Annotated in this window: 17 protein-coding genes; 10 read left to right on the top strand and 7 right to left on the bottom strand. The window is 64.5% G+C overall.

All coding sequences use genetic code 11. From position 1 onward, the window contains the following. Positions 1 to 144: 144 nt before the first annotated feature. Complete coding sequence (locus tag V0R59_RS17270; RefSeq protein WP_330074623.1) at positions 145 to 666, top strand: DUF6586 family protein; 522 nt, start codon at positions 145 to 147, stop codon at positions 664 to 666. Positions 667 to 717: 51 nt separating this feature from the next. Next, positions 718 to 954 carry a hypothetical protein gene (locus tag V0R59_RS17275; protein WP_330074624.1) on the top strand — a complete coding sequence of 79 codons (237 nt, stop codon included), beginning with the start codon at positions 718 to 720 and terminating at the stop codon, positions 952 to 954. 63 nt (positions 955 to 1,017) lie between these two features. Here the strand turns inward: V0R59_RS17275 and sulA are convergent, their stop codons facing one another. Beyond that, a complete protein-coding gene (sulA, locus tag V0R59_RS17280; protein WP_330074625.1) occupies positions 1,018 to 1,491 on the bottom strand; it encodes an SOS-induced cell division inhibitor SulA in 474 nt (157 codons plus the stop codon). A 12-nt stretch (positions 1,492 to 1,503) separates the two neighbouring features. Next, the gene (lexA, locus tag V0R59_RS17285; RefSeq protein WP_330074626.1) at positions 1,504 to 2,115 is read right to left on the bottom strand and encodes a transcriptional repressor LexA; all 612 of its coding nucleotides are present in this window, start codon (positions 2,113 to 2,115) and stop codon (positions 1,504 to 1,506) included. Positions 2,116 to 2,312: 197 nt separating this feature from the next. On the opposite strand from lexA, the gene V0R59_RS17290 reads away from it, so the two are divergent. Genes V0R59_RS17290 through nagZ form a run of 3 tightly spaced genes read left to right on the top strand, consistent with a single transcriptional unit; the run spans position 2,313 to position 4,617 of the window. Then, a complete protein-coding gene (locus tag V0R59_RS17290; protein ID WP_330074627.1) occupies positions 2,313 to 3,026 on the top strand; it encodes a TetR/AcrR family transcriptional regulator in 714 nt (237 codons plus the stop codon). A gap of 45 nt (positions 3,027 to 3,071) precedes the next feature. Continuing rightward, positions 3,072 to 3,596 (top strand): L,D-transpeptidase, encoded by a 525-nt coding sequence (locus tag V0R59_RS17295; RefSeq protein ID WP_330074628.1) that lies wholly within the window; start codon positions 3,072 to 3,074, stop codon positions 3,594 to 3,596. Positions 3,597 to 3,618: 22 nt separating this feature from the next. After that, positions 3,619 to 4,617, top strand: coding sequence for a beta-N-acetylhexosaminidase (nagZ, locus tag V0R59_RS17300; RefSeq protein WP_330074726.1), 999 nt, complete (start codon positions 3,619 to 3,621; stop codon positions 4,615 to 4,617). Positions 4,618 to 4,677: 60 nt separating this feature from the next. Here nagZ and V0R59_RS17305 read toward each other — a convergent pair whose 3' ends face one another. Genes V0R59_RS17305 through mfd form a run of 3 tightly spaced genes read right to left on the bottom strand, consistent with a single transcriptional unit; the run spans position 4,678 to position 12,005 of the window. Beyond that, entirely contained in the window at positions 4,678 to 7,971 is a 3,294-nt protein-coding gene (locus V0R59_RS17305; RefSeq protein ID WP_330074629.1) for a DEAD/DEAH box helicase, read from the bottom strand. A gap of 2 nt (positions 7,972 to 7,973) precedes the next feature. Continuing rightward, positions 7,974 to 8,546 (bottom strand): CsiV family protein, encoded by a 573-nt coding sequence (locus V0R59_RS17310; protein WP_330074630.1) that lies wholly within the window; start codon positions 8,544 to 8,546, stop codon positions 7,974 to 7,976. Between the two features lie 9 nt (positions 8,547 to 8,555). Continuing rightward, the gene (gene mfd, locus V0R59_RS17315) at positions 8,556 to 12,005 is read right to left on the bottom strand and encodes a transcription-repair coupling factor (RefSeq protein ID WP_330074631.1); all 3,450 of its coding nucleotides are present in this window, start codon (positions 12,003 to 12,005) and stop codon (positions 8,556 to 8,558) included. A 169-nt stretch (positions 12,006 to 12,174) separates the two neighbouring features. On the opposite strand from mfd, the gene V0R59_RS17320 reads away from it, so the two are divergent. The 3 genes from V0R59_RS17320 (at position 12,175) to sthA (ending at position 16,418) form a co-directional block, all read left to right on the top strand. After that, positions 12,175 to 13,638 (top strand): glyceraldehyde-3-phosphate dehydrogenase, encoded by a 1,464-nt coding sequence (locus V0R59_RS17320; RefSeq protein WP_330074632.1) that lies wholly within the window; start codon positions 12,175 to 12,177, stop codon positions 13,636 to 13,638. A gap of 196 nt (positions 13,639 to 13,834) precedes the next feature. Then, a complete protein-coding gene (locus tag V0R59_RS17325) occupies positions 13,835 to 14,854 on the top strand; it encodes an FAD:protein FMN transferase (RefSeq protein ID WP_330074633.1) in 1,020 nt (339 codons plus the stop codon). 169 nt (positions 14,855 to 15,023) lie between these two features. Then, the gene (gene sthA / locus V0R59_RS17330; protein WP_330074634.1) at positions 15,024 to 16,418 is read left to right on the top strand and encodes a Si-specific NAD(P)(+) transhydrogenase; all 1,395 of its coding nucleotides are present in this window, start codon (positions 15,024 to 15,026) and stop codon (positions 16,416 to 16,418) included. Positions 16,419 to 16,460: 42 nt separating this feature from the next. Here sthA and V0R59_RS17335 read toward each other — a convergent pair whose 3' ends face one another. Next, the gene (locus V0R59_RS17335; RefSeq protein ID WP_330074635.1) at positions 16,461 to 17,183 is read right to left on the bottom strand and encodes a glycerophosphodiester phosphodiesterase; all 723 of its coding nucleotides are present in this window, start codon (positions 17,181 to 17,183) and stop codon (positions 16,461 to 16,463) included. A 34-nt stretch (positions 17,184 to 17,217) separates the two neighbouring features. Next, entirely contained in the window at positions 17,218 to 17,805 is a 588-nt protein-coding gene (locus V0R59_RS17340) for a PilZ domain-containing protein (RefSeq protein ID WP_330074636.1), read from the bottom strand. A 94-nt stretch (positions 17,806 to 17,899) separates the two neighbouring features. Between V0R59_RS17340 and V0R59_RS17345 the strand changes: the two genes are divergently transcribed. Further along, positions 17,900 to 19,150 carry a lipoprotein-releasing ABC transporter permease subunit gene (locus V0R59_RS17345; RefSeq protein WP_330074637.1) on the top strand — a complete coding sequence of 417 codons (1,251 nt, stop codon included), beginning with the start codon at positions 17,900 to 17,902 and terminating at the stop codon, positions 19,148 to 19,150. Positions 19,151 to 19,157: 7 nt separating this feature from the next. Further along, entirely contained in the window at positions 19,158 to 19,841 is a 684-nt protein-coding gene (gene lolD / locus V0R59_RS17350; RefSeq protein ID WP_330074638.1) for a lipoprotein-releasing ABC transporter ATP-binding protein LolD, read from the top strand. The last annotated feature ends 21 nt before the right edge of the window (positions 19,842 to 19,862 follow it).

The following is a 19,862-nucleotide window of genomic DNA, read 5'->3' on the forward strand; positions in this document are numbered from 1 at the left end:
TTGGCTGAAGTGCTGATCCGAGGCCGTGCCTGGCGATGTCAGGCACGGCCTTTTTGTTTACCCGCGATGAGGTCCTTGCGCCGGACCGAGGCTTCCCCGAAACTGACGGACTTGCCCCCGCAGCCTTATCGGAGAGCGCCCCTCATGGCCCAGGAACTCTACACCCGCACCAATCAGAAAATTTTCTTCGCCGGCCTGGCCCTCGAAAGTCTTGGCAAGGCGCAGGAGAGCAAGGCCATGAATGCCCAGGCGCTGGTCCAGGCCGAGCGCGAGTCGGCACTGTTCCACCTGTATGGCGCGTTACTCGGGTTGTGCCATGAGATCGCCGGCTTCTACCGTCTGCCACAGGCCGCCGCGCCACGTGCGGAGTCGCTGCTGACCCCCGAAGTACTGGAAAGCATCGCCATCCCGGAAATGGCCGAGCTGGTCGAGTTGGCCCAGCAATCGGAAACCTGGCTGGCTCTTTTGTTGAGAGCTTATTCCGATTTGTTCAAACCGCCGGTCGCCACCAAGGCGCCAAAAGGCGACGTCACCCAACCGCTGATCCATGCCGTCAGCCTCGACGCACCCGAGGCAGCCCCTCTGTCCCGGGAAGAACTGGAAGAGTGGCGGCAGAACCTGAAGAAGCTGACCGTTCGTTTCCGCGAAGGCTTGAGTGAGTGCTGATCGCCTTTGTCGCTGGTACAATGCCCGCCTTTCCTGGAGAACAGCCCTGATATGCCCACGTCCTTTCTAGAAATTGTCGAATTGCCAGACGGTCGCATCGAACTGCGCCGTGCCGAGGACGAGGGTTCCCTGGTGACCCTGAACTTCTCCGAGGACGCCAAGGCGTTCCTGCAGGGCCAGCATGTCGAGGTAGCCAAGGCCATGCTCAGCGTGGGCGTGCAGATGGCGGGTCGCCTGGTGGAAGGCGAGATCGAGCGGGAAGAGGAAGGGCCGCGGGTCCTGCATTGATGATGGCCGGGCTTCCTCGCAATGAGGAAGCCGGAATCCCGGCGTCATCGCATTTCTGAAGTGTCAGCCCAGACGAATATTCAGGCTTTGCGCGCTGCCAGCGTGCGCGGCGCGGGTCAACTGTTGCCGCGCGGCGCTGCTGACCGGGCTCAGCCAGCTCACCACGGTATGGCTACGGCCCAGGCGCAGGGCATCGCAGGCCAGTTGCAGGGCGCTCTGGTTGCCCCGTGGCTGCAGGATCAGGATGCGTTCGCGGTTCAGGCCGGCATCCCGCAGCCAGGCCTGGGTCAGGGTCGCGGGTGGGGCGATCAGGGTCAGCCAGCGGGCGTCCTGTTCCTCGCTCAGTTCACGCAGTACCGGCGCCAGCAGGTTGTGGCAGTGCTCCAGCGCACCACGGAAAGACAATTCGCTGAACGCCTGGGGCTCGTTGGTGGAGCGCGCGGGCTTCTCGGCTTTCAGTTTGGGCAGGACCGGCTGGGCCAGGAATGCCTCGAACAGGGGTAACTGTGCTTGCTGTGGTGCGTGGGAATACTGCATGACGCCTCCTGGTTACCGGCGAATGACGCCGACGCTCAAACCCTCGATCACCAGATCCTGGTCTTTCAGGTTGACCTCGATGGGTGCGAATTCGGGGTTTTCCGCAATCAGCCAGACCTTGCTGCCTTCACGTTTGAAGCGCTTGACCGTTACCTCGTCACCGATTCGGGCTACGACGATCTGCCCATTGCGTGCTTCGCGGCAGGTGTGTACGGCGAGCAGGTCACCGTCGAAGATGCCGACGTCCTTCATGCTCATGCCGTGCACGCGCAACAGGTAGTCGGCGCGAGGATGGAAGAAGGCCGGGTTGATGGCGCAGGATTCCTCGATGTGCTGTTCGGCGAGGATCGGCGCACCGGCAGCGACGCGACCGATGATCGGCAGCGAGCTGTCGTCCTGGGCCTTGGCTTCGAAGCCGGGGATGCGGATGCCGCGGGAGGCGCCCGGCGTCATCTCGATCGCGCCCTTGCGCGCCAGCGCCTTGAGATGTTCCTCGGCGGCATTGGGTGACTTGAAGCCCAGTTCCTGGGCGATTTCGGCCCGGGTCGGAGGGAAGCCGTTGTCTTCAAGGCAGCGCTTGATAAAAGCCAGAATCTCAGCTTGGCGGGGCGTCAGTTTGAGCATGTCGAGGTCTCTGTCTTTTTATACAGTGACTGGAATTATATACAGTAGATGGCGAGCTGCAAGCGCCAAGCTCCGGGCGGCGCCAAAAAGCCCCGCAGCCGGGAGCAGGCAGCTGTGATCTAATGGCGCGCCTGACTTGACAGTCACGCGCATGAAACGTATGTTTCAAACAACTGTTTGTCAGGTAGATTATTTCCATGGCCCAATCGGAAACCGTCGAACGCATTCTCGATGCTGCCGAGCAATTGTTCGCGGAAAAAGGTTTCGCAGAGACCTCGCTGCGACTGATCACCAGCAAGGCCGAGGTCAACCTGGCTGCGGTCAACTATCACTTCGGCTCGAAGAAGGCCCTGATCCAGGCGGTCTTCTCGCGTTTCCTCGGGCCGTTCTGCCAGAGCCTCGAACGCGAACTGGACCGTCGCCAGGCACGCCCGGAGCACAAGCCGAACCTTGAGGAGCTCCTCGAGATGCTGGTGGAGCAGGCGCTGGTGGTGCAGCCACGCAGCGGCAACGACCTGTCCATCTTCATGCGCCTGCTGGGTCTGGCCTTCAGCCAGAGTCAGGGTCACCTGCGCCGTTACCTGGAAGACATGTACGGCAAGGTGTTCCGCCGCTACATGTTGCTGGTCAACGAAGCCGCCCCGCGCATTCCGCCGATCGAGCTGTTCTGGCGCGTGCACTTCATGCTCGGCGCCGCGGCGTTCAGCATGTCCGGGATCAAGGCGCTGCGGGCGATCGCCGAGACCGACTTCGGTGTCGATACCTCGATCGAGCAGGTGATGCGCCTGATGGTGCCGTTCCTAGCCGCCGGCATGCGCGCCGATACTGGCGTTACCGACGAGGCCATGGCCGCCGCGCAACTGCGTCCGCGCAGCAAGTCGGGCAGCGCGCCGGCGCCCGCCAAGGCCTGATCGGCGACTGGGCGCGACGCCTGGCTTCGGCTAAGCTAGCGCCCCATGTCTACTCTCGATCTGCTGCACATTTCCCTTGCCGACCAATGCCTCTACGGGTTTTCCCAGGGCCGTCTGGTCGTGCGCCTGCCGGTCTCCACGGCGCTCAATGGTCCCGGTGAACGCAACGGCTCCGGCTGCACGCCACGCGGCTTGCACCAGGTGCGGGCGAAGATCGGCGCCGGCCTGCCGCAAGGGGCCGTCCTGCGCGGACGGCGCTGGACCAGCGAAACCTGGACGCCCGAGCTGCACGCGCAATTCCCCGGCCGCGACTGGATCCTGACCCGCATCCTCTGGCTCAGTGGCTGCGAGCCCGGCCGCAATCGCCTGGGGCCGGTGGACACCTTCCGTCGCTACATCTACCTGCACGGCACGCCGGACACGGAACCCATGGGCGTGCCGTTGTCCCATGGCTGCATCCGCCTGCGCAATGCCGACCTGCTGAGCCTGTTCGATCAGGTTCCGCCCCATTGCCCGGTACGCATCGAAGAAGCGGCCTGCCCGCAGTGGGCCAGCGCCCCCGTCAACTGAAGGATCAATTATGAGTGCCAGCCTGCAAGGCTCCCTGATGGTGGATATCGCCGGTCACTGGCTGACCGCCGAAGACCGTCACTTCCTGCGCCAGCCCGAAGTGGCCGGCCTGATCATCTTTGCCCGCAACATCGACAGCCCGCGGCAGGTGCGCGAGCTGACCGCGTCGATACGTGCCATCCGACCGGACCTGATCCTCGCCGTCGACCAGGAAGGCGGGCGCGTGCAGCGCCTGCGCCAGGGCTTCGTGCGCCTGCCGGCGATGCGCGCCATCGCCGACAACGAGAACGCCGAGTACCTCGCCGAGCAGTGCGGCTGGCTCATGGCGACCGAAGTGCTGGCGGTGGGTCTGGACCTGAGTTTCGCCCCGGTGCTCGACCTCGATCATCAGCGCAGCGCCGTGGTCGGCAGCCGTGCCTTCGAAGGTGATCCGCAGTGCGCCACCGCCCTGGCTGGCGCCTTTATCCGCGGCATGAACGCCGCAGGCATGGCCGCTTGCGGCAAACACTTCCCCGGCCATGGCTGGGCCGAGGCCGACTCCCATGTCGCCATCCCCACCGACGAGCGCAGCCTGGAGCAAATCCGTGCGGCCGACCTGGTGCCGTTCACTCGTCTTGGCGGGCAATTGGCCGCCGTGATGCCGGCCCATGTGATCTATCCACAGGTCGATAGTCAGCCTGCCGGTTTCTCTCGCCGTTGGCTGCAGGACATCCTGCGCGGCGAACTGGGTTTCGACGGGGTGATCTTCAGCGATGACTTGTCCATGGCCGGTGCGCACGTGGTGGGTGATGCGGCCAGCCGGATCGAGGCGGCGCTGAGCGCAGGCTGCGACATGGGCCTGGTGTGCAACGACCGGGCGGCGGCAGAGCTGGCGCTCAGCGCGGCGCAGCGGATGAAGGTCACGCCTTCACCACGGATCGCGGCGATGCGTGGACGTGGCTTTGCGCGGACTGATTATCGTGACCAGCCGCGCTGGCTGGAGGCGCTGGGGGCATTGAAGCAGGCACAGCTGGTCGACTGACTGGCTGGATCAAGGGCCCCATCGCTGGCTTGCCGGCGATGGGGCCCTTGTCGTTACAGCTCAACGGGCTTTCTGCTGCTCCGGCAAAGGAGAGAACAGCGCCTCGATATCATCCGCCGCCAGCTTCCACTGTCCGGCTTCCTTCCCTTCCAGCAACCCGGCCGCCAGCGCCGCCTTGTCCTTCTGCAGTTGCTGGATCTTTTCTTCCACCGTGCCCCGGGTGATCAACTTGTAGACGAACACCGGTTTGTCCTGGCCGATGCGGTAGGCGCGGTCGGTGGCCTGGTTCTCGGTCGCCGGGTTCCACCATGGGTCGTAGTGGATGACCGTGTCCGCCGCCGTCAGGTTCAGGCCGGTGCCGCCGGCCTTCAGGCTGATGAGGAACAGCGGGGTCTCGCCATTCTGGAACTGTTGCACCGGCGTGCGCCGGTCCTTGGTGTCGCCGGTCAGCAGGCTGTAGCGGATCTTGCGTTTCTCCAGCTCTTCCTCGATCAGCGCGAGCATCGAGGTGAACTGGGAGAACAGGAGGACTTTGCGCCCTTCGCTGAGCAGGTCGTCGAGCATGTCCATCAGGCTGCCCAGCTTGCCCTTGTCGGATTGCGAGCCCTTCACCGTGGCATTGGCCACCAGGCGCAGGTCGCAGCAGACCTGGCGCAGTTTGAGCAGGGCATCGAGGACGATGATCTGGCTGCGCGCCGCACCGTTGCGGGTGATCTCGGCGCGGACCTTGCTGTCCAGGGCTACCCGCACGGTTTCGTAGGTGTCGCGCTGGGCGTCGCTGAGGTCGACCCAGTGGACGATCTCGCTCTTGGCCGGCAGTTCGGTGGCTACCTGCTCTTTGGTCCGGCGCAGCAGGAACGGACGGATGCGCGCGGCCAGGTGGCTCATGCGCTCGCTGTCGCCGTGTTTCTCGATCGGCGTTCGGTAGTCGCGGGCGAAGCTCTTGCTGTCGCCCAGCCAACCGGGCATGAGGAAGTGGAAGATCGACCAGAGTTCGCCGAGGTTGTTTTCCATTGGCGTGCCGGTCAGGCACAGGCGCTGGTTGGCCTTGAGCTCGCGGGCGGCCTGGGCGGCCTTGCTGGTGGCGTTCTTGATGTTCTGCGCTTCGTCGAGAATCAGCAGGTGCCAGTCGATCGCGGTGAAGTGTTCCAGGTCCCGTGGCAGCAGGGCGTAAGTGGTCAAGACCAGATCGTAGTCGCGCAGTTCGGCAAAGTGCCGGGTGCGTGCGGCGCCATGCAGGGCGACCACCTTGAGCTGCGGGGTGAAGTGCTCGGCCTCGTCCAGCCAGTTGGGAATCAGGCTGGTAGGCATGACTACCAGTGCCGGGCTTTTCAGGCGACCGGCATTCTTTTCCGCGAGCACGTGGCTGAGGGTCTGCAGGGTCTTGCCCAGGCCCATGTCGTCGCCGAGCAGACCGCCGACCTCCAGGTCGCGCAGGGTCTGCAGCCAGCTCAGGCCTTCGAGTTGATAGGGGCGCAGCGTTGCGTTCAGTCCTCGCGGTGCTTGCACTTCGGTGTAGGGGGCGCTTTTCAGGCGGCTGGCGAAACTCCGCAGGCGCTCGCCGCCCTGCCAGGTCAGGGAAATACCCTCGAGGTTGCTCAGGCGTGCGGCGTCCGGCGCGGACAGGCGCAGGCTGCGGCCGTCGTTCTCGCTCAGGTATAGCTCGCCGAGGGTTGCCATCAACGGCTTGATGCGCCCGTAGGGCAGGGCCACCCGCGCGGCGGTGGCGCCATGGCGATGGCGGTTCAGATCGATCAACAGGTGTTCGTCATCACCGCGCCGTGCCAGTTCGCTGGCGCGCAGCAGTTCCGGGTTGCTGCGTAGCAGATGCAGGAGGATCGGCAGCAGGCTGTGGCGCTCGCCGTTGACCACGATACCCAGTTCCAGGTCGAACCACTGATGGCCGGCGTTTTCCTCGATATCGGCGTACCAGTCGTCCACCTCCTGAAGGTTGAAGGCGAAGTCCGCATGCACCTCGATTTCCCAGCCGGCTGCGCGCAGTGCGGGAAGACCTTCGCGGGCGAATTCCAGCCATTGCTGGTCGGTGTCCAGCAGGAGCAGTTCGCCTGCGCTTTCCGGCAGGGCCTTGCTTTGCCGGGTGGCGACCTTGAAGCCCCAGCGTTGCAGGGTCTTGCGCAACGCCTGCTCCGCCGCCTTGTCGCGCTGGATGATCTGGCGGGTGCTGCCGGCGAGTCGGGCCAGCGGCTTGCCGTCGGTGCCGTGGGTGCGCAGGCCGTCGTAGTCGAAGGATAGGGCGGCGCGGTGTTGCAACTGGCGCTGCATGCGTCCGGTCTTCGGCGCGTAGGCGCTGAACTCATGGCTGGCGAGGATCAGGTGGGCCGTCGGGCGCAGGTGATCGAGGGTTTCTTCCTGGAGGCGGGTCGGAGTGGGGACCTGTTTGTCCAGCGCATGGAGGCGGTGGCTGAGTTGCGCGACCAGTGGCTCCGGCACATCCGGGGCGAGGGTCAGTTGCTGGGCAACGTGAGGGTCGAGGCCATGCTGGACCAGGCCGGCTTGCCAGGTATCGCCGTTGAAGTAATACAGCGGTTGCAGGGCTAGCACGCGCCCCAGCGGCTCGTCGCCGTCATACCAGTCGCCGCGATAATTGCCATTGTCGCGGCGGACCCAGCGGAATTCGCCAGGACGGGAGGGGCCGGGTTGAACCGGCCGCATGGCCTCGTCAATCATCAGGCGGCCCGTGTCCAGCGCCTGTTGGAAAATTTCGCTGTCGTGCTTTTCGTCCAGCGGGAAAGTCATCAGCCAGGTGTGCTGTTTGCGGTTGAGGCGCAACAGGATCTCGCGATCTTCGGGCGTGACGTACTTTGGCGGCTCGTAGAGCAACTCGGCGAGAGAATTCAGCTTGGAGAACTGAATGTGTCCGTTGGGTTGTCGTGTGCCTTTCCTCAGCTTGAGGCAGAAGATGTCTTCATCGAAATGAACGAAGTAATACACGCCGCGTCCCTGGCGGTCCGGCCTGGCTGGCTCGGTGGCAAGGTCGGGTTTCTCCAGGCCGTCCAGCCAGGTCTGCAGGTCGGCTGGCATCTTTTCCGGCTGCCGGGTGGTTTCGGCGTGGATATGAAACACCACGGCGGCGCAGTGCTTGCAGTTATGAACGACCGGGCAGGTGCAATGACAGTTGAGCCAGAAGCGTCCCGATCGTTTGAAGCAGGACAGGGTCTGCTTGTAGCGATTGCCGCCTGAGCCCGCGCAGACAGCCTGGATGACACTGCCGTCGTGACTCGTGATACTGACGCGTCCGTCCTGTGCATAGACCTGGCCGCGAGCCAGGGCGTTGTGGCTGAAACCCTCCTTCCATGCATCAGTGGCAAGCAACGAGTCGAGCGGGTCGGACATCCTTACTGCTCCATCAGCGCAGGATCAGGCGCGGTGCTCGCCGACGCTCCAGCCTTGCGAATCTTCAGCAGCAGCGCCAGGTGTCCGCCATCCAGGTAGGTCAGCTCGGCATTCTTCACGTTGCTGTTGCCCTGTCGGAACTGCTCGCTCTGCACCACCGCGCCATTGCCGTCGAACTGGTTGACCCAGAAACTGGCCTCGACATTGATGAAGCGTGCTTCGCTCAGGCTCAGGTTGCCCTCGATGGGGAAATGCCCGAACTGTTCCTGGCCGTCGCTGATAGCGACCTTCGACACGCCGCTGCCGACGCTCTGCTGCCAGGCCTTGTGCAGCAGCACAGTGTACTGGCTGTTGGTGTTCAAGCGTTCGACCTCGCTATCCAGGATGGGCTTGTGCACGTCGTACTGGGCGATGGGCGCGGCGCCATCGCTCCAGTTCTCCGGGGCGAACTGGCTGGTGATGGCCGGCACCGCGTTCTGCCGCACCAGGATCATTTCCACCAGGTACTGGCTGTCGGCGAAGGCCGCCGGCGCGATCAGCGCCAGCAGCAGGGTCAGGTTGCGAATGGCACGCATGGGTCTTCCTTAAGCGGATTTCGGTGTCAGGCGCTCGAACAGCGCTTCCAGGGTCGAGAAACGTTCATCGGCGCGCTCCATGGGCACCATGAACCTGAATTGGGTGGCGCCTTCGAACTTGTAGCGCTTGGGCTGGCCCTGGATCAGCTTGATCAGTACCAGCGGATCGACCGGCGTTTCGCTTTCGAACTCGATCTTGCCGCCTTGCGGGCCGGCGTCGACCTTCTTGATCCCGAGTTTCTCCGCCTGCAGCTTGAGCAGGGTCAGGCGGATCAGGTTCTTGGTCGGCTCGGGCAGCAGGCCGAAGCGGTCGATCATCTCCACCTGCAGGTCGTTGAGGCCATCCTCGTCCACGGCCGAGGCAATGCGCTTGTACAGGATCAGCCGCGCATGCACGTCCGGCAGGTAGTCCTCGGGGATCAGCGCCGGCAGGCGCAGGTTGATCTCCGGGCCACCGCCCAGCGGCTGGTCGAGGTTCGGCTGGGTACCCTTGCGGATGGCCTTGACCGCGCGCTCCAGCATTTCCATGTACAGGGTGAAACCCACCGCCTGGATCTGTCCGCTCTGGCCTTCGCCGAGCAGTTCGCCGGCACCGCGGATCTCCAGGTCGTTGGTGGCGAGGACGAAGCCGGCGCCGAGGTCCTGGGTATTGGCGATGGCCTCCAGGCGCTTCTCGGCATCGGCGGTGATCTGCTGGCGCGGCGGCGTCAGCAGGTAGGCGTAGGCCTGGTGGTGGCTGCGTCCGACCCGGCCGCGCAACTGGTGCAACTGGGCCAGGCCGAACTTGTCGGCGCGCTCGATGATGATGGTGTTCGCGCTCGGCACGTCGATGCCGGTCTCGATGATGGTCGAGGCGATCAGCACGTTGAAGCGCTTGTGGTAGAAGTCGCTCATCACCTGTTCCAGCTCGCGCTCGCGCATCTGCCCGTGGCCGATGCCGATACGCGCCTCGGGTACCAGTTCGGCGAGGTCGGCGGCGCACTTCTCGATGCTCTTCACGTCGTTGTGCAGGTAGTAGACCTGGCCGCCGCGCAGCAGCTCGCGCAGCAATGCTTCCTTGATGGTGCTCTTGTTCTGCTCCATGACGAAGGTGCGCACCGACAGGCGTCGCGCCGGCGGGGTGGCGATGATCGACAGGTCGCGCATGCCCGAAACCGCCATGTTCAAGGTGCGCGGGATCGGCGTGGCGGTCAGGGTGAGGATGTCCACCTCGCTGCGCAGGGCCTTGAGCTGCTCCTTCTGGCGCACGCCGAAACGGTGCTCCTCGTCGATGATGACCAGGCCCAGGTCCTTGAACTTTACGTCGTCCTGCAAAAGCTTGTGGGTGCCGATGACGATGTCGATCTTGCCCTCGGCCAGGTCCGCCATGGCCGTGCTGACTTCCTTGGCCGACTTGAAGCGGCTCATCACCTCCACGCTCACCGGCCAGTCGGCGAAGCGGTCGCGGAAGCTGTTGTAGTGCTGCTGGGCGAGCAGGGTGGTGGGCACCAGGATCGCCACCTGGCGACCGCTGTGCACGGCGATGAAGGCGGCGCGCATGGCCACCTCGGTCTTGCCGAAGCCGACGTCGCCGCAGACCAGGCGGTCCATCGGCTTGGCCGCGAGCATGTCCTCGCGCACCGCTTCGATGGCGTTCTGCTGGTCCGGGGTTTCCTCGAACGGGAAGCCGGCGCTGAAGGCGGCGTAGTCGGCGGCCGGGTCGGCGAAGGCGTAGCCCTTGCGCGCGGCGCGGCGGGCGTAGATGTCCAGCAACTCGGCGGCGACGTCGCGGACCTGCTCGGCGGCCTTGCGCTTGGCCTTCTGCCAGGCCTCGGAGCCGAGCCGGTGCAACGGAGCCAGGGCGTCGTCGCTGCCGGTGTAGCGGGCGATCAGGTGCAGGTTGGCCACCGGCACGTAGAGCTTGGCGCCCTCGGCGTATTCGAGGGTGAGGAACTCGGCGGCCTGGTTGTCGATTTCCAGGGTCGCCAGGCCCAGGTAGCGACCGACGCCGTGGTCGATGTGCACCACCGGGGCGCCTTCGCGCAGTTCGGTAAGGTTCTTGATGACTGCGTCGTTACTGGCGTCGCTGCGTTTTTCACGGCGCCGGCGCTGCATCACCCGCTGGCCGAACAGCGGGCTTTCGGCGACCAGGGCCAGGGTCGGGTCTTCCAGCACCAGGCCATCGTCCAGCGGGGCGATGGTGATCGCCAGGCGGTCCTTGCCGGTGACGAAGTCGAGCCAGCTTTCAACCGTCTGGGGGCGCAGCTTCAAGCGCTCCAGCAGTTCCAGGAGGACTTCGCGGCGGCCCGCCGATTCGGCGGTGAACAGCACGCGGCCGGGGAACTGGTCGAGGAATGCGGAGAGGGCCGCCAGCGGCTGGCTGGCCTTGGCCTCGATCGCCAGGTTCGGCAGCTTCTGCGCCGGGAAGCGCTCGCGGCCGACGCCTGCGTCGAGGTCGTCGCTGCTGACCACGATGCGTGGCCAGCCCTTGAGGCGGGCGAAGCAGTCTTCCACCGGCAGGAACAGCTCGGCTGGCGGCAGCAGCGGCCGGTTCGGGTCGATGCGGCGCTCTTCGAAACGTCCGCGCACATCGTTCCAGAAGTGCTCGGCGGCCTGCTCAACGCCCGGCAGGGAGAACACCTGGGTGTCCTGCGGCAGGTAGTCGAAGAGGGTCGAGGTGTCCTCGAAGAACAGCGGCAGGTAGTACTCGATGCCCGCGGGGATGATGCCGCTGGTGAGGTCCTGGAAGATCGGGCTGCGGCGGAAATCGACGTCGAAACGCTCGCGGAAGCGTGCCTTGAAGCGGGTCACCGCCTCCTTCTGCAGGGGGAATTCCCGCGCCGGCAGCAGGCGCACCGAGTCGACCTTGTCGATGGAGCGCTGGGTTTCCGGGTCGAAGGTGCGTAGCGTCTCGATCTCGTCATCGAACAGATCGATGCGGTAGGGCAGCTTGCTGCCCATGGGGAACAGGTCGATCAGCGCGCCGCGCACGGCGAACTCGCCGTGTTCGTAGACCGTGTCGACGCAGCGGTAGCCGCTGGCTTCCAGGCGCGTGCGCATCTGCTCGACATCGAGCTTCTGGCCGACGTCGAGGACCAGGCTGCTGCCCAGCAGGAAACTGGTGGGCGCCAGGCGGTGCAGGGCGGTGGTGATCGGTACCACGAGGATGCCGTGGTCCAGTTCCGGCAGGCGGTACAGGCTGGCGATCCGCTGCGAGATAATGTCCTGGTGCGGCGAGAACAGGTCGTAGGGCAGGGTTTCCCAGTCCGGGAACGGCAGCACTGCCAGCTCCGGCGCGAAGAAGCGCAGCTCCTGTTCCAGCCGGTCGGCGCTCTGGCTGTCGGCGGTGAGCAGCAGGGTGAAGCGTTTGGCGGCGCTGGCGGCCTCGGCGATGGCCAGGCTCAGGGCGGCGCCGGGCAGGTTGCCCCAGGTTTGTTTGCCGGCAGTGGCCGGCAGGTGCGGTAGACGCAGAACAGGCACGGGAGGTCGAGCTCCAAGCGTTGCGACAAAGAGATCGATTGTACCGGGCCGGGGCCCGTGCCGTAAGGCTTGTGGCGGGCAAATTGCCGCGATGGGGCGGGGGCGACAGGCGCTCATTGCTCGAAGCGTGACGCGGCGTCATAATGTAGCCCCTTTTTTCTGTCCCTACATGTGGAAGGTTCCCGTGACTCAGAAGCCCGACCAGTGTCTTGGTGAGTGGATCGATCGTGAAGCACTTGCAGAAGCGATGATCCCGCTTATCGGTCAGCTCTACCGCAATAACAACGTGGTGAGCTCGATCTATGGCCGCAGCCTGATCAACCGTTCGGTGATCTCGATCCTCAAAGCCCACCGCTTTGCCCGCCATCGCCAGACCGACGAAACCGAACTGTCCGTCCACGAGACATTCCCCCTGCTCAAGGCCATGAGCGAGCTGAAACTGGGCGCCGCCTCGGTCGACCTGGGCAAGCTGGCCAACAAGTTCAAGCTGGAAGGCAACGGCCGTACTGCCGAGCAGTTCGTTCGTGAAGAACTGGCCGAAGTGGTCGGTCAGCAGAACGCTTCCGCGCGCAAGGGTACCGATGTCGTCCTGTACGGCTTCGGCCGCATCGGCCGCCTGCTGGCACGCATCCTGATCGAGAAGACCGGTGGCGGCGACGGCCTGCGCCTGCGCGCCATCGTCGTGCGCAAGGGCGCCGAGAATGACCTGGTCAAGCGCGCCAGCCTGCTGCGCCGTGACTCGGTTCACGGCCCGTTCGATGGCACCATCACCATCGACGAAGCCAACAACACCATCACCGCCAATGGCAACCTGATCCAGGTGATCTACGCCAAGAGCCCGAGTGAAGTCGACTACACCCAGTACGGTATCCAGAACGCACTGGTCGTCGACAACACCGGCGTATGGCGTGATGCCGACGGCCTGGGTCAGCACCTGGCCTGCCCGGGCGCTGCCCGCGTGATCCTCACCGCACCTGGCAAGGGCGCGCTGAAGAACATCGTGCACGGCATCAACCACGGCGACATCACTGCCGACGACAAGATCATCTCCGCCGCCTCCTGCACCACCAACGCCATCGTGCCGGTGCTGAAGGCGCTGAATGACCAGTACGGCATCGCCAACGGCCACGTCGAGACCGTTCACTCGTTCACCAACGACCAGAACCTGATCGACAACTTCCACAAGGGCAGCCGTCGCGGTCGCGCCGCGCCGCTGAACATGGTCATCACCGAGACCGGCGCCGCCACCGCAGCCGCCAAGGCACTGCCAGTGCTGAAGGGCAAGCTGACCGGCAACGCCATCCGCGTTCCGACGCCGAACGTCTCCATGGCGATCCTCAACCTGAACCTGGAAAAGGCCACTACTCGCGAAGAGCTGAACGAGTACCTGCGCCAGACCGCCATGCATTCCGAGCTGCACAAGCAGATCGACTACGTGAGCAGCCAGGAAGTGGTATCGACCGACTTCGTCGGTTCGCGCCACGCCGGTGTGGTCGACGCCGAAGCCACCATCTGCAACGACAACCGTGTTGTTCTGTACGTCTGGTACGACAACGAGTTCGGTTACAGCTGCCAGGTCGTGCGCGTGATGGAAGAAATGGCTGGTGTGAACCCGCCTGCGTTCCCACGCTAAGCTTGCTGGTGTGTTGAAAAGAACGGGAACCTTCGGGTTCCCGTTTTTTTTGAGTTTTGCTTTGTTCTTTCGGGCCTCATCGCTGCGGTGCGGCGATCCGACAAGCCAGTTCCCACAGGCTCAGCGGTGCACGCGATTTCTGTGGGAGCTGGCTTGCCAGCGATGAGGCCCTGAAGAGCGCTAAAGGAGGAGCAGTTTGAAGGCAGTCCTGAGTATCCTCTGCGCCCTGGCCCTGGTTGGCTGCAGCAAGCCGGACCCGGTCGAGCGCGTCAGCGGCCCCACCATGGGCAGCACCTACACCGTGCAATACGTCCCGCCCGCCAACGGCCCTGATGCCGTCCAGGTAAAGCAGGAGATCGAAACCATCCTCGCCACCCTCGACCAGCATTTCTCCACCTACCGCGGCGATTCTCTGGTCAGCACCTTCAACCAGCTGCCCGCCGGCAGTTGCCAGGCCATGCCGGAAGACGTACTCAAGCTGGTCCGCTTCGGTGAAACCCTGTGGCGCGAAAGCGGCGGCGCCTTCGATCTGAGCGTCGAACCTCTGATGAACCTCTGGGGCTTCGGTCCGCAGTCCCGCGAACAGAAGGTTCCCGACCCGCAACGCCTGGTCGAGGTCCGCCAGCGCGTGGGCCAGGGGCACCTGCGCATCGATGGCGACCTGCTGTGCAAGGATGTTGCCCTGGAACTGGACTTCGACAGCCTCGTTGCCGGCCATGCCGTCGACCTGGTCAGCGCCCGGCTAAGTGCCTTGGGCATCCACAACCAGTTGGTGGAGATCACCGGCGAACTCAAGACGCTTGGCCGCAAGCCCGACGGCACTCCCTGGCGCGTGGCCCTGGAGCTGCCCCGGGAAGATCGCCAGATCGCCGAGCAGATCGTCAGCGTCGATGGCCTCGGCGTGTCGACGTCGGGTGACTACCGCAACTATTTCGAGGAAAATGGCCAGCGCTTTTCCCACACCTTCGATGCCCGCCTCGGCCGGCCGATAGCCCATTCGCTGGCGGCGGTGACGGTGTTCGATGCCTCGGCGCTGGTGGCCGACGGTTATTCCACCCTGTTGCTGGTCCTCGGGCCGGAGCAGGGCTGGGAGTTCGCGGTGGCGCAGAATCTGCCTGCGGTTTTCGTCATGCGTGCCGATAGCGGTTTTATCGCCCGTGTGACCCCGGCGTTCGAACGGATCGTCGGTACTGGCGCAGGTAAAAACGAAGAATGAATGTCTTGCATGTAGTGCAGAGAAAAATAGCCTACGACGCGACCAAGGGTTAATGTGCGCGCCGTTCAAGCTTGATTAGACTGCACCCGAATTTTTTCATGGCGTCTACCGTGCGCCATGATGCCCCGGTCGCCGGCGTGGTGCCCGGGCCTGTTCTGAAGGAGTACGCATGGCTGTCTACAACTACGACGTAGTGGTGCTGGGTTCCGGCCCAGCAGGAGAAGGAGCGGCAATGAACGCCGCCAAAGCAGGACGCAAGGTGGCGATGGTCGATAGCCGTCGGCAGGTTGGCGGCAACTGCACCCATCTGGGCACCATCCCGTCCAAGGCCCTGCGTCACTCGGTCCGCCAGATCATGCAGTTCAACACCAACCCGATGTTCCGGGCCATCGGCGAGCCGCGCTGGTTCTCCTTCCCCGATGTACTGAAGAGCGCCGAGAAGGTCATCTCCAAGCAGGTCGCCTCGCGCACCGGCTACTACGCCCGCAACCGCGTCGACGTGTTCGTCGGCACCGGCAGCTTCGCCGACGAGCAGACCGTCGAAGTGGTCTGCGCCAACGGCGTGGTCGAGAAGCTGGTGGCCAAGCACATCATCATCGCCACCGGTTCGCGTCCGTACCGTCCGGCCGATATCGATTTCCACCACCCGCGCATCTACGACAGCGACACCATCCTCAGCCTGGGTCATACCCCGCGCAAGCTGATCGTCTACGGTGCCGGGGTGATCGGTTGCGAATACGCGTCGATCTTCAGCGGTCTCGGCGTGCTGGTGGAGCTGGTGGACAACCGCGGGCAACTGCTGAGCTTCCTCGACTCGGAAATCTCCCAGGCCCTGAGCTACCACTTCAGCAACAACAACATCACCGTGCGCCACAACGAAGAGTACGAGCGCGTCGAAGGCCTGGACAACGGGGTGATCCTGCACCTGAAGTCGGGCAAGAAGATCAAGGCCGACGCCTTGCTGTGGTGCAACGGCCGGACCGGCAACACCGACAAGCTGGGCCTGGAGAACATCGGCATCAAGGTCAACAGCCGTGGCCAGATCGAGGTCGACGAGGCCTACCGCACCCAGGTGCCGAACATCTACGGCGCCGGTGACGTGATCGGCTGGCCGAGCCTGGCCAGCGCCGCCCACGACCAGGGTCGCTCGGCCGCCGGCAGCATCGTCGACAACGGCAGTTGGCGCTTCGTCAACGACGTGCCGACCGGGATCTACACCATTCCGGAGATCAGCTCGATCGGCAAGAACGAGCAGGAGCTGACCCAGGCCAAGGTGCCCTACGAAGTGGGCAAGGCCTTCTTCAAGAGCATGGCGCGGGCGCAGATCGCCGGCGAGCCGCAAGGCATGCTGAAGATCCTGTTCCATCGCGAGACCCTGGAAATCCTCGGCGTGCATTGCTTCGGCTACCAGGCGTCGGAGATCGTCCACATCGGCCAGGCCATCATGGACCAGCCGGGTGAGCGCAATACCCTGAAGTACTTCGTCAACACCACCTTCAACTACCCGACCATGGCCGAAGCCTATCGGGTAGCCGCCTACGACGGCCTCAACCGGCTTTTTTGAGCGGCTCCGGCCGGTGGCCTGAGCCGGCCGGGGAGATCGATTTCAGCGATTCTCGAGGGTGGCAGTGGCCAAACCGGGAAAGTCTGTAATCAGGCTGTCCACGCCGAAGTCGGCGAGCCGGCGCATCAGCGCCGGTTCGTTGACCGTCCACACCGACACATGCAGCCCCAGGCGCTGGGCCTTGGCCAGGCGCTCGGGGCTGCAGTGCGTCCAGTTCAGCGCGAGCAATTCGCAGCCGTAGTTCTGCGCGACCTTCAGCGGGTCGAGCCAGGTGTATTCCGCCACCAGTCCTCGCGAAACGTCCGGCACCAGCTCCTGGGCCGCGCCGAGCACTTCCCGCGAGCTGGAGGTGATGGTCACCTTGTCCAGCAGGCCGAAGCGCTGGGCCATTTCACGGATCGCCAGCACCGTGGTTGCGGCGCGGGTACGCGAGGCGCTCTTGACCTCCAGTTGCCAGTGCTCGAACGGGCATTTCTCGAACAGCTCTTCAAGACGCGGGATGGGGCAGGGCTGCACCCAGCCCGGGCCACCGTTGCGCGCGTCGTAGGTCACCAGCTCCGCCGCCGTGTGCTCCACCACCTTGCCGCGGCGGCCGGTGGTGCGCTTCAGGCTCGGATCATGGATCACCATCAGCTCGTTGTCGGCGGACAGGTGCAGGTCGAGTTCACAGCGTCGCACGCCATGTTTCAGGCATTGCAGGAAGCTGGTCAGGGTATTTTCCGGGGCTTCGCCCTTGGCGCCACGATGGCCGTAAATCTGCGTCACGTTTGTTCCTTCAAGTAAGGCTGAGAACTGAAACTCAGGAAGCTGGCGGGTCGTTCTGTTCCAGGGCCTGGCGGCGTTGCTGTTGCTGGCGTTGCAGGATGTAGCGGGCCAGCAGCTGGCGCTGGGCATCGCTGATATCGATGAACTCGGTGCCGATGTCGTATTGGCCGTCGGCCAGCTTGTCGCAGTGGGTGATCCGGGCGCGCAGCAGCAGGCCGGAGGCGCGTGGCATCAGGACCATCTTCAATGCCACGCGGGCGCCGGGGTCGAAGGCTGCGGGGTGCTTGAACTCGACACCGCCCTCGGACAGGGTCACCGCCTGCGGCGCGCCGATCTGTCCGATGAGGGTTTGCGCGAGCACCGCGCTGAGCAGGTCGATGCGTTTGTTCTGGGCCTTGAGGAAGGCGGCCAGGGTGCGATCCTTCTCGCTCAGCTGGCGCAGCAGATGCTGCGATTCGAACTCGCTCAGGTGCAGTTCGCTGAGCAGGTTGAAGAGCGGCGAATCATCTTGCAACAAGTCCGGGCCAAGGGCATCCGCCGCGCTCAGCGGGCTAATTTCCAGTGCGATCCGGTCCTCGATACGATAGTATTCGCGGCGATCTTCTTCATCTAATGTCGACATGGCGAACCCATGGTTACGGCGGTGGTCTGAGTGTAAATCCGCTGTCCTGCCCCCGCCACAAGGACGTTCCTCTTTCATCCGAACAAGCCCCGACATGTTCAGACCTCTTTTCGTCTTCATCGGCACGCGCTACACCCGTGCCAAGCGCCGCAACCACTTCGTCTCGTTCATTTCCCTGACCTCGATGATCGGCCTCGCCCTGGGCGTGGTGGTGATGATCGTGGTGCTCTCGGTCATGAACGGCTTCGACCACGAGATGCGGACCCGCGTCCTCGGCATGGTCCCTCATGCCACCCTGGAGACCGGGCAGCCGCTGAACGACTGGCCGGCCCTTGCCGACAAAGTAAAGCAGAATCCCTCGGTGCTGGATGTCGCACCCTTCACCCAGATGCAAGGCCTGCTGACCCATGACGGCAAGGTACAGAAGGTCCTGCTCAACGGTATTGACCCGGCGCAGGAGCGCAAGGTTTCGATCATCGGCGACTTCATCCGGCAGGGCCGCCTGGAAGACCTGGCGCCGGGGAGCTTCGGCATCCTCATCGGCGACAAGGCCGCGGCCAAGCTGGGCGTGGGCATCGGCGACAAGCTGACCTTCGTCGCCCCCGAGGTCACCGTGACCCCGGCCGGGATGTTCCCGCGCATGAAGCGCTTCACCGTGGTCGGCACTTTCCACGTCGGCGCCGGTGAGATCGACGGCTACCTCGGCTTGACCAACCTTTCCGACCTGTCCCGCCTGCATCGCTGGAAGGCCGACCAGGTCCAGGGCCTGCGCCTGAAGTTCGACGATCTGTTCCAGGCCCCGCGCAACGCCTACAACATCGCGCGCCAGCTGGGCGAGCACGAGTACTACGCCCGCGACTGGACCCGCAGCTACGGCAACCTGTACCAGGCGATCCGCATGGAGAAGGCGATGATCGGCCTGCTCCTGCTGCTGATCGTCGCGGTGGCGGCGTTCAACATCATTTCCACCCTGGTCATGGTGGTCAACGACAAGCGCGGCGACATCGCCATCCTGCGTACCCTCGGTTCGACGCCGGGCCAGATCATGCGCATCTTCATGGTCCAGGGCACGGTGATCGGGGTGGTTGGCACCGCCATCGGCGCTGCGGTGGGCATTCTTGCCGCGCTCAATGTCAGCGCCGCCATCGCCGGTCTGGAGCGCCTGATCGGCCACAAGTTCCTCAACGCCGACGTCTACTTCATCGACTACCTGCCGTCCCGGATCATGGCCGAGGACGTGTGGATGGTCTGCGGCGCGGCGCTGGTCCTGAGTTTCCTCGCCACCCTGTATCCGGCCTGGCGTGCGGCACGCACCCAGCCTGCGGAGGCGCTACGTTATGAGTGAGTTGGGCATGAGTGATAAAGCCGTATTGAGTTGCCGCAGCCTGGGCAAGTCCTATGAGGAAGGCCCGGAGAAGGTGCAGGTGCTTTCCAACCTGCAACTGGAACTGTTCGCCGGCGAGCGTGTGGCCATCGTCGGCAGCTCGGGTTCGGGCAAGAGTACCTTGCTCAACCTGCTGGGCGGCCTCGACACCCCGAGCGAGGGCAGCGTATGGCTGGCCGGCGAGGAGCTGTCGGCGCTCGGCGAGCGCGCCCGCGGCCTGTTGCGCAACCGCGCGCTGGGCTTCGTCTACCAGTTCCACCACCTGCTGCCGGAGTTCACCGCCCTGGAGAACGTGTGCATGCCGCTGCTGATCGGTCGCACGCCGATCCCGGAAGCCCGCGAGCGCGCCGAGGCGCTGCTCAAGCGCGTCGGCCTCGGTCATCGCCTCAGCCACAAGCCGGCCGAGCTGTCTGGTGGCGAGCGCCAGCGCGTGGCGATTGCCCGGGCGCTGGTCAACCGGCCCGGCCTGGTGATGCTCGACGAGCCCACCGGCAACCTCGACCAGCACACCGCCCAGGGCATCCAGGACTTGATGCGCGAGCTGAGCACCTCGTCGCAGACCGCCTTCCTGGTGGTGACCCATGATCTGAACCTGGCGCGGCAGATGGACCGCGTGCTGCGTCTGGAAGAGGGCCGCCTGGTCCCGATCTGACGCGTGGCGGGCGCTCGTGCC

Origin of the sequence: Pseudomonas ulcerans, from assembly GCF_036324125.1 — a bacterium.
Classification (GTDB): domain Bacteria; phylum Pseudomonadota; class Gammaproteobacteria; order Pseudomonadales; family Pseudomonadaceae; genus Aquipseudomonas; species Aquipseudomonas ulcerans.

What these genes read in the sequence shown, in the direction of transcription:
- V0R59_RS17345 (WP_330074637.1), top strand. Translation starts at nt 17,900, where the DNA reads ATGTTCAGACCTCTTTTCGTCTTCATCGGCACGCGCTACACCCGTGCC.
- V0R59_RS17305 (WP_330074629.1), bottom strand. Translation starts at nt 7,971, where the DNA reads ATGTCCGACCCGCTCGACTCGTTGCTTGCCACTGATGCATGGAAGGAG.
- V0R59_RS17310 (WP_330074630.1), bottom strand. Translation starts at nt 8,546, where the DNA reads ATGCGTGCCATTCGCAACCTGACCCTGCTGCTGGCGCTGATCGCGCCG.
- V0R59_RS17295 (WP_330074628.1), top strand. Translation starts at nt 3,072, where the DNA reads ATGTCTACTCTCGATCTGCTGCACATTTCCCTTGCCGACCAATGCCTC.
- V0R59_RS17275 (WP_330074624.1), top strand. Translation starts at nt 718, where the DNA reads ATGCCCACGTCCTTTCTAGAAATTGTCGAATTGCCAGACGGTCGCATC.
- sulA (WP_330074625.1), bottom strand. Translation starts at nt 1,491, where the DNA reads ATGCAGTATTCCCACGCACCACAGCAAGCACAGTTACCCCTGTTCGAG.
- V0R59_RS17320 (WP_330074632.1), top strand. Translation starts at nt 12,175, where the DNA reads ATGTGGAAGGTTCCCGTGACTCAGAAGCCCGACCAGTGTCTTGGTGAG.
- sthA (WP_330074634.1), top strand. Translation starts at nt 15,024, where the DNA reads ATGGCTGTCTACAACTACGACGTAGTGGTGCTGGGTTCCGGCCCAGCA.
- V0R59_RS17270 (WP_330074623.1), top strand. Translation starts at nt 145, where the DNA reads ATGGCCCAGGAACTCTACACCCGCACCAATCAGAAAATTTTCTTCGCC.
- lolD (WP_330074638.1), top strand. Translation starts at nt 19,158, where the DNA reads ATGAGTGATAAAGCCGTATTGAGTTGCCGCAGCCTGGGCAAGTCCTAT.
- V0R59_RS17290 (WP_330074627.1), top strand. Translation starts at nt 2,313, where the DNA reads ATGGCCCAATCGGAAACCGTCGAACGCATTCTCGATGCTGCCGAGCAA.
- lexA (WP_330074626.1), bottom strand. Translation starts at nt 2,115, where the DNA reads ATGCTCAAACTGACGCCCCGCCAAGCTGAGATTCTGGCTTTTATCAAG.
- V0R59_RS17340 (WP_330074636.1), bottom strand. Translation starts at nt 17,805, where the DNA reads ATGTCGACATTAGATGAAGAAGATCGCCGCGAATACTATCGTATCGAG.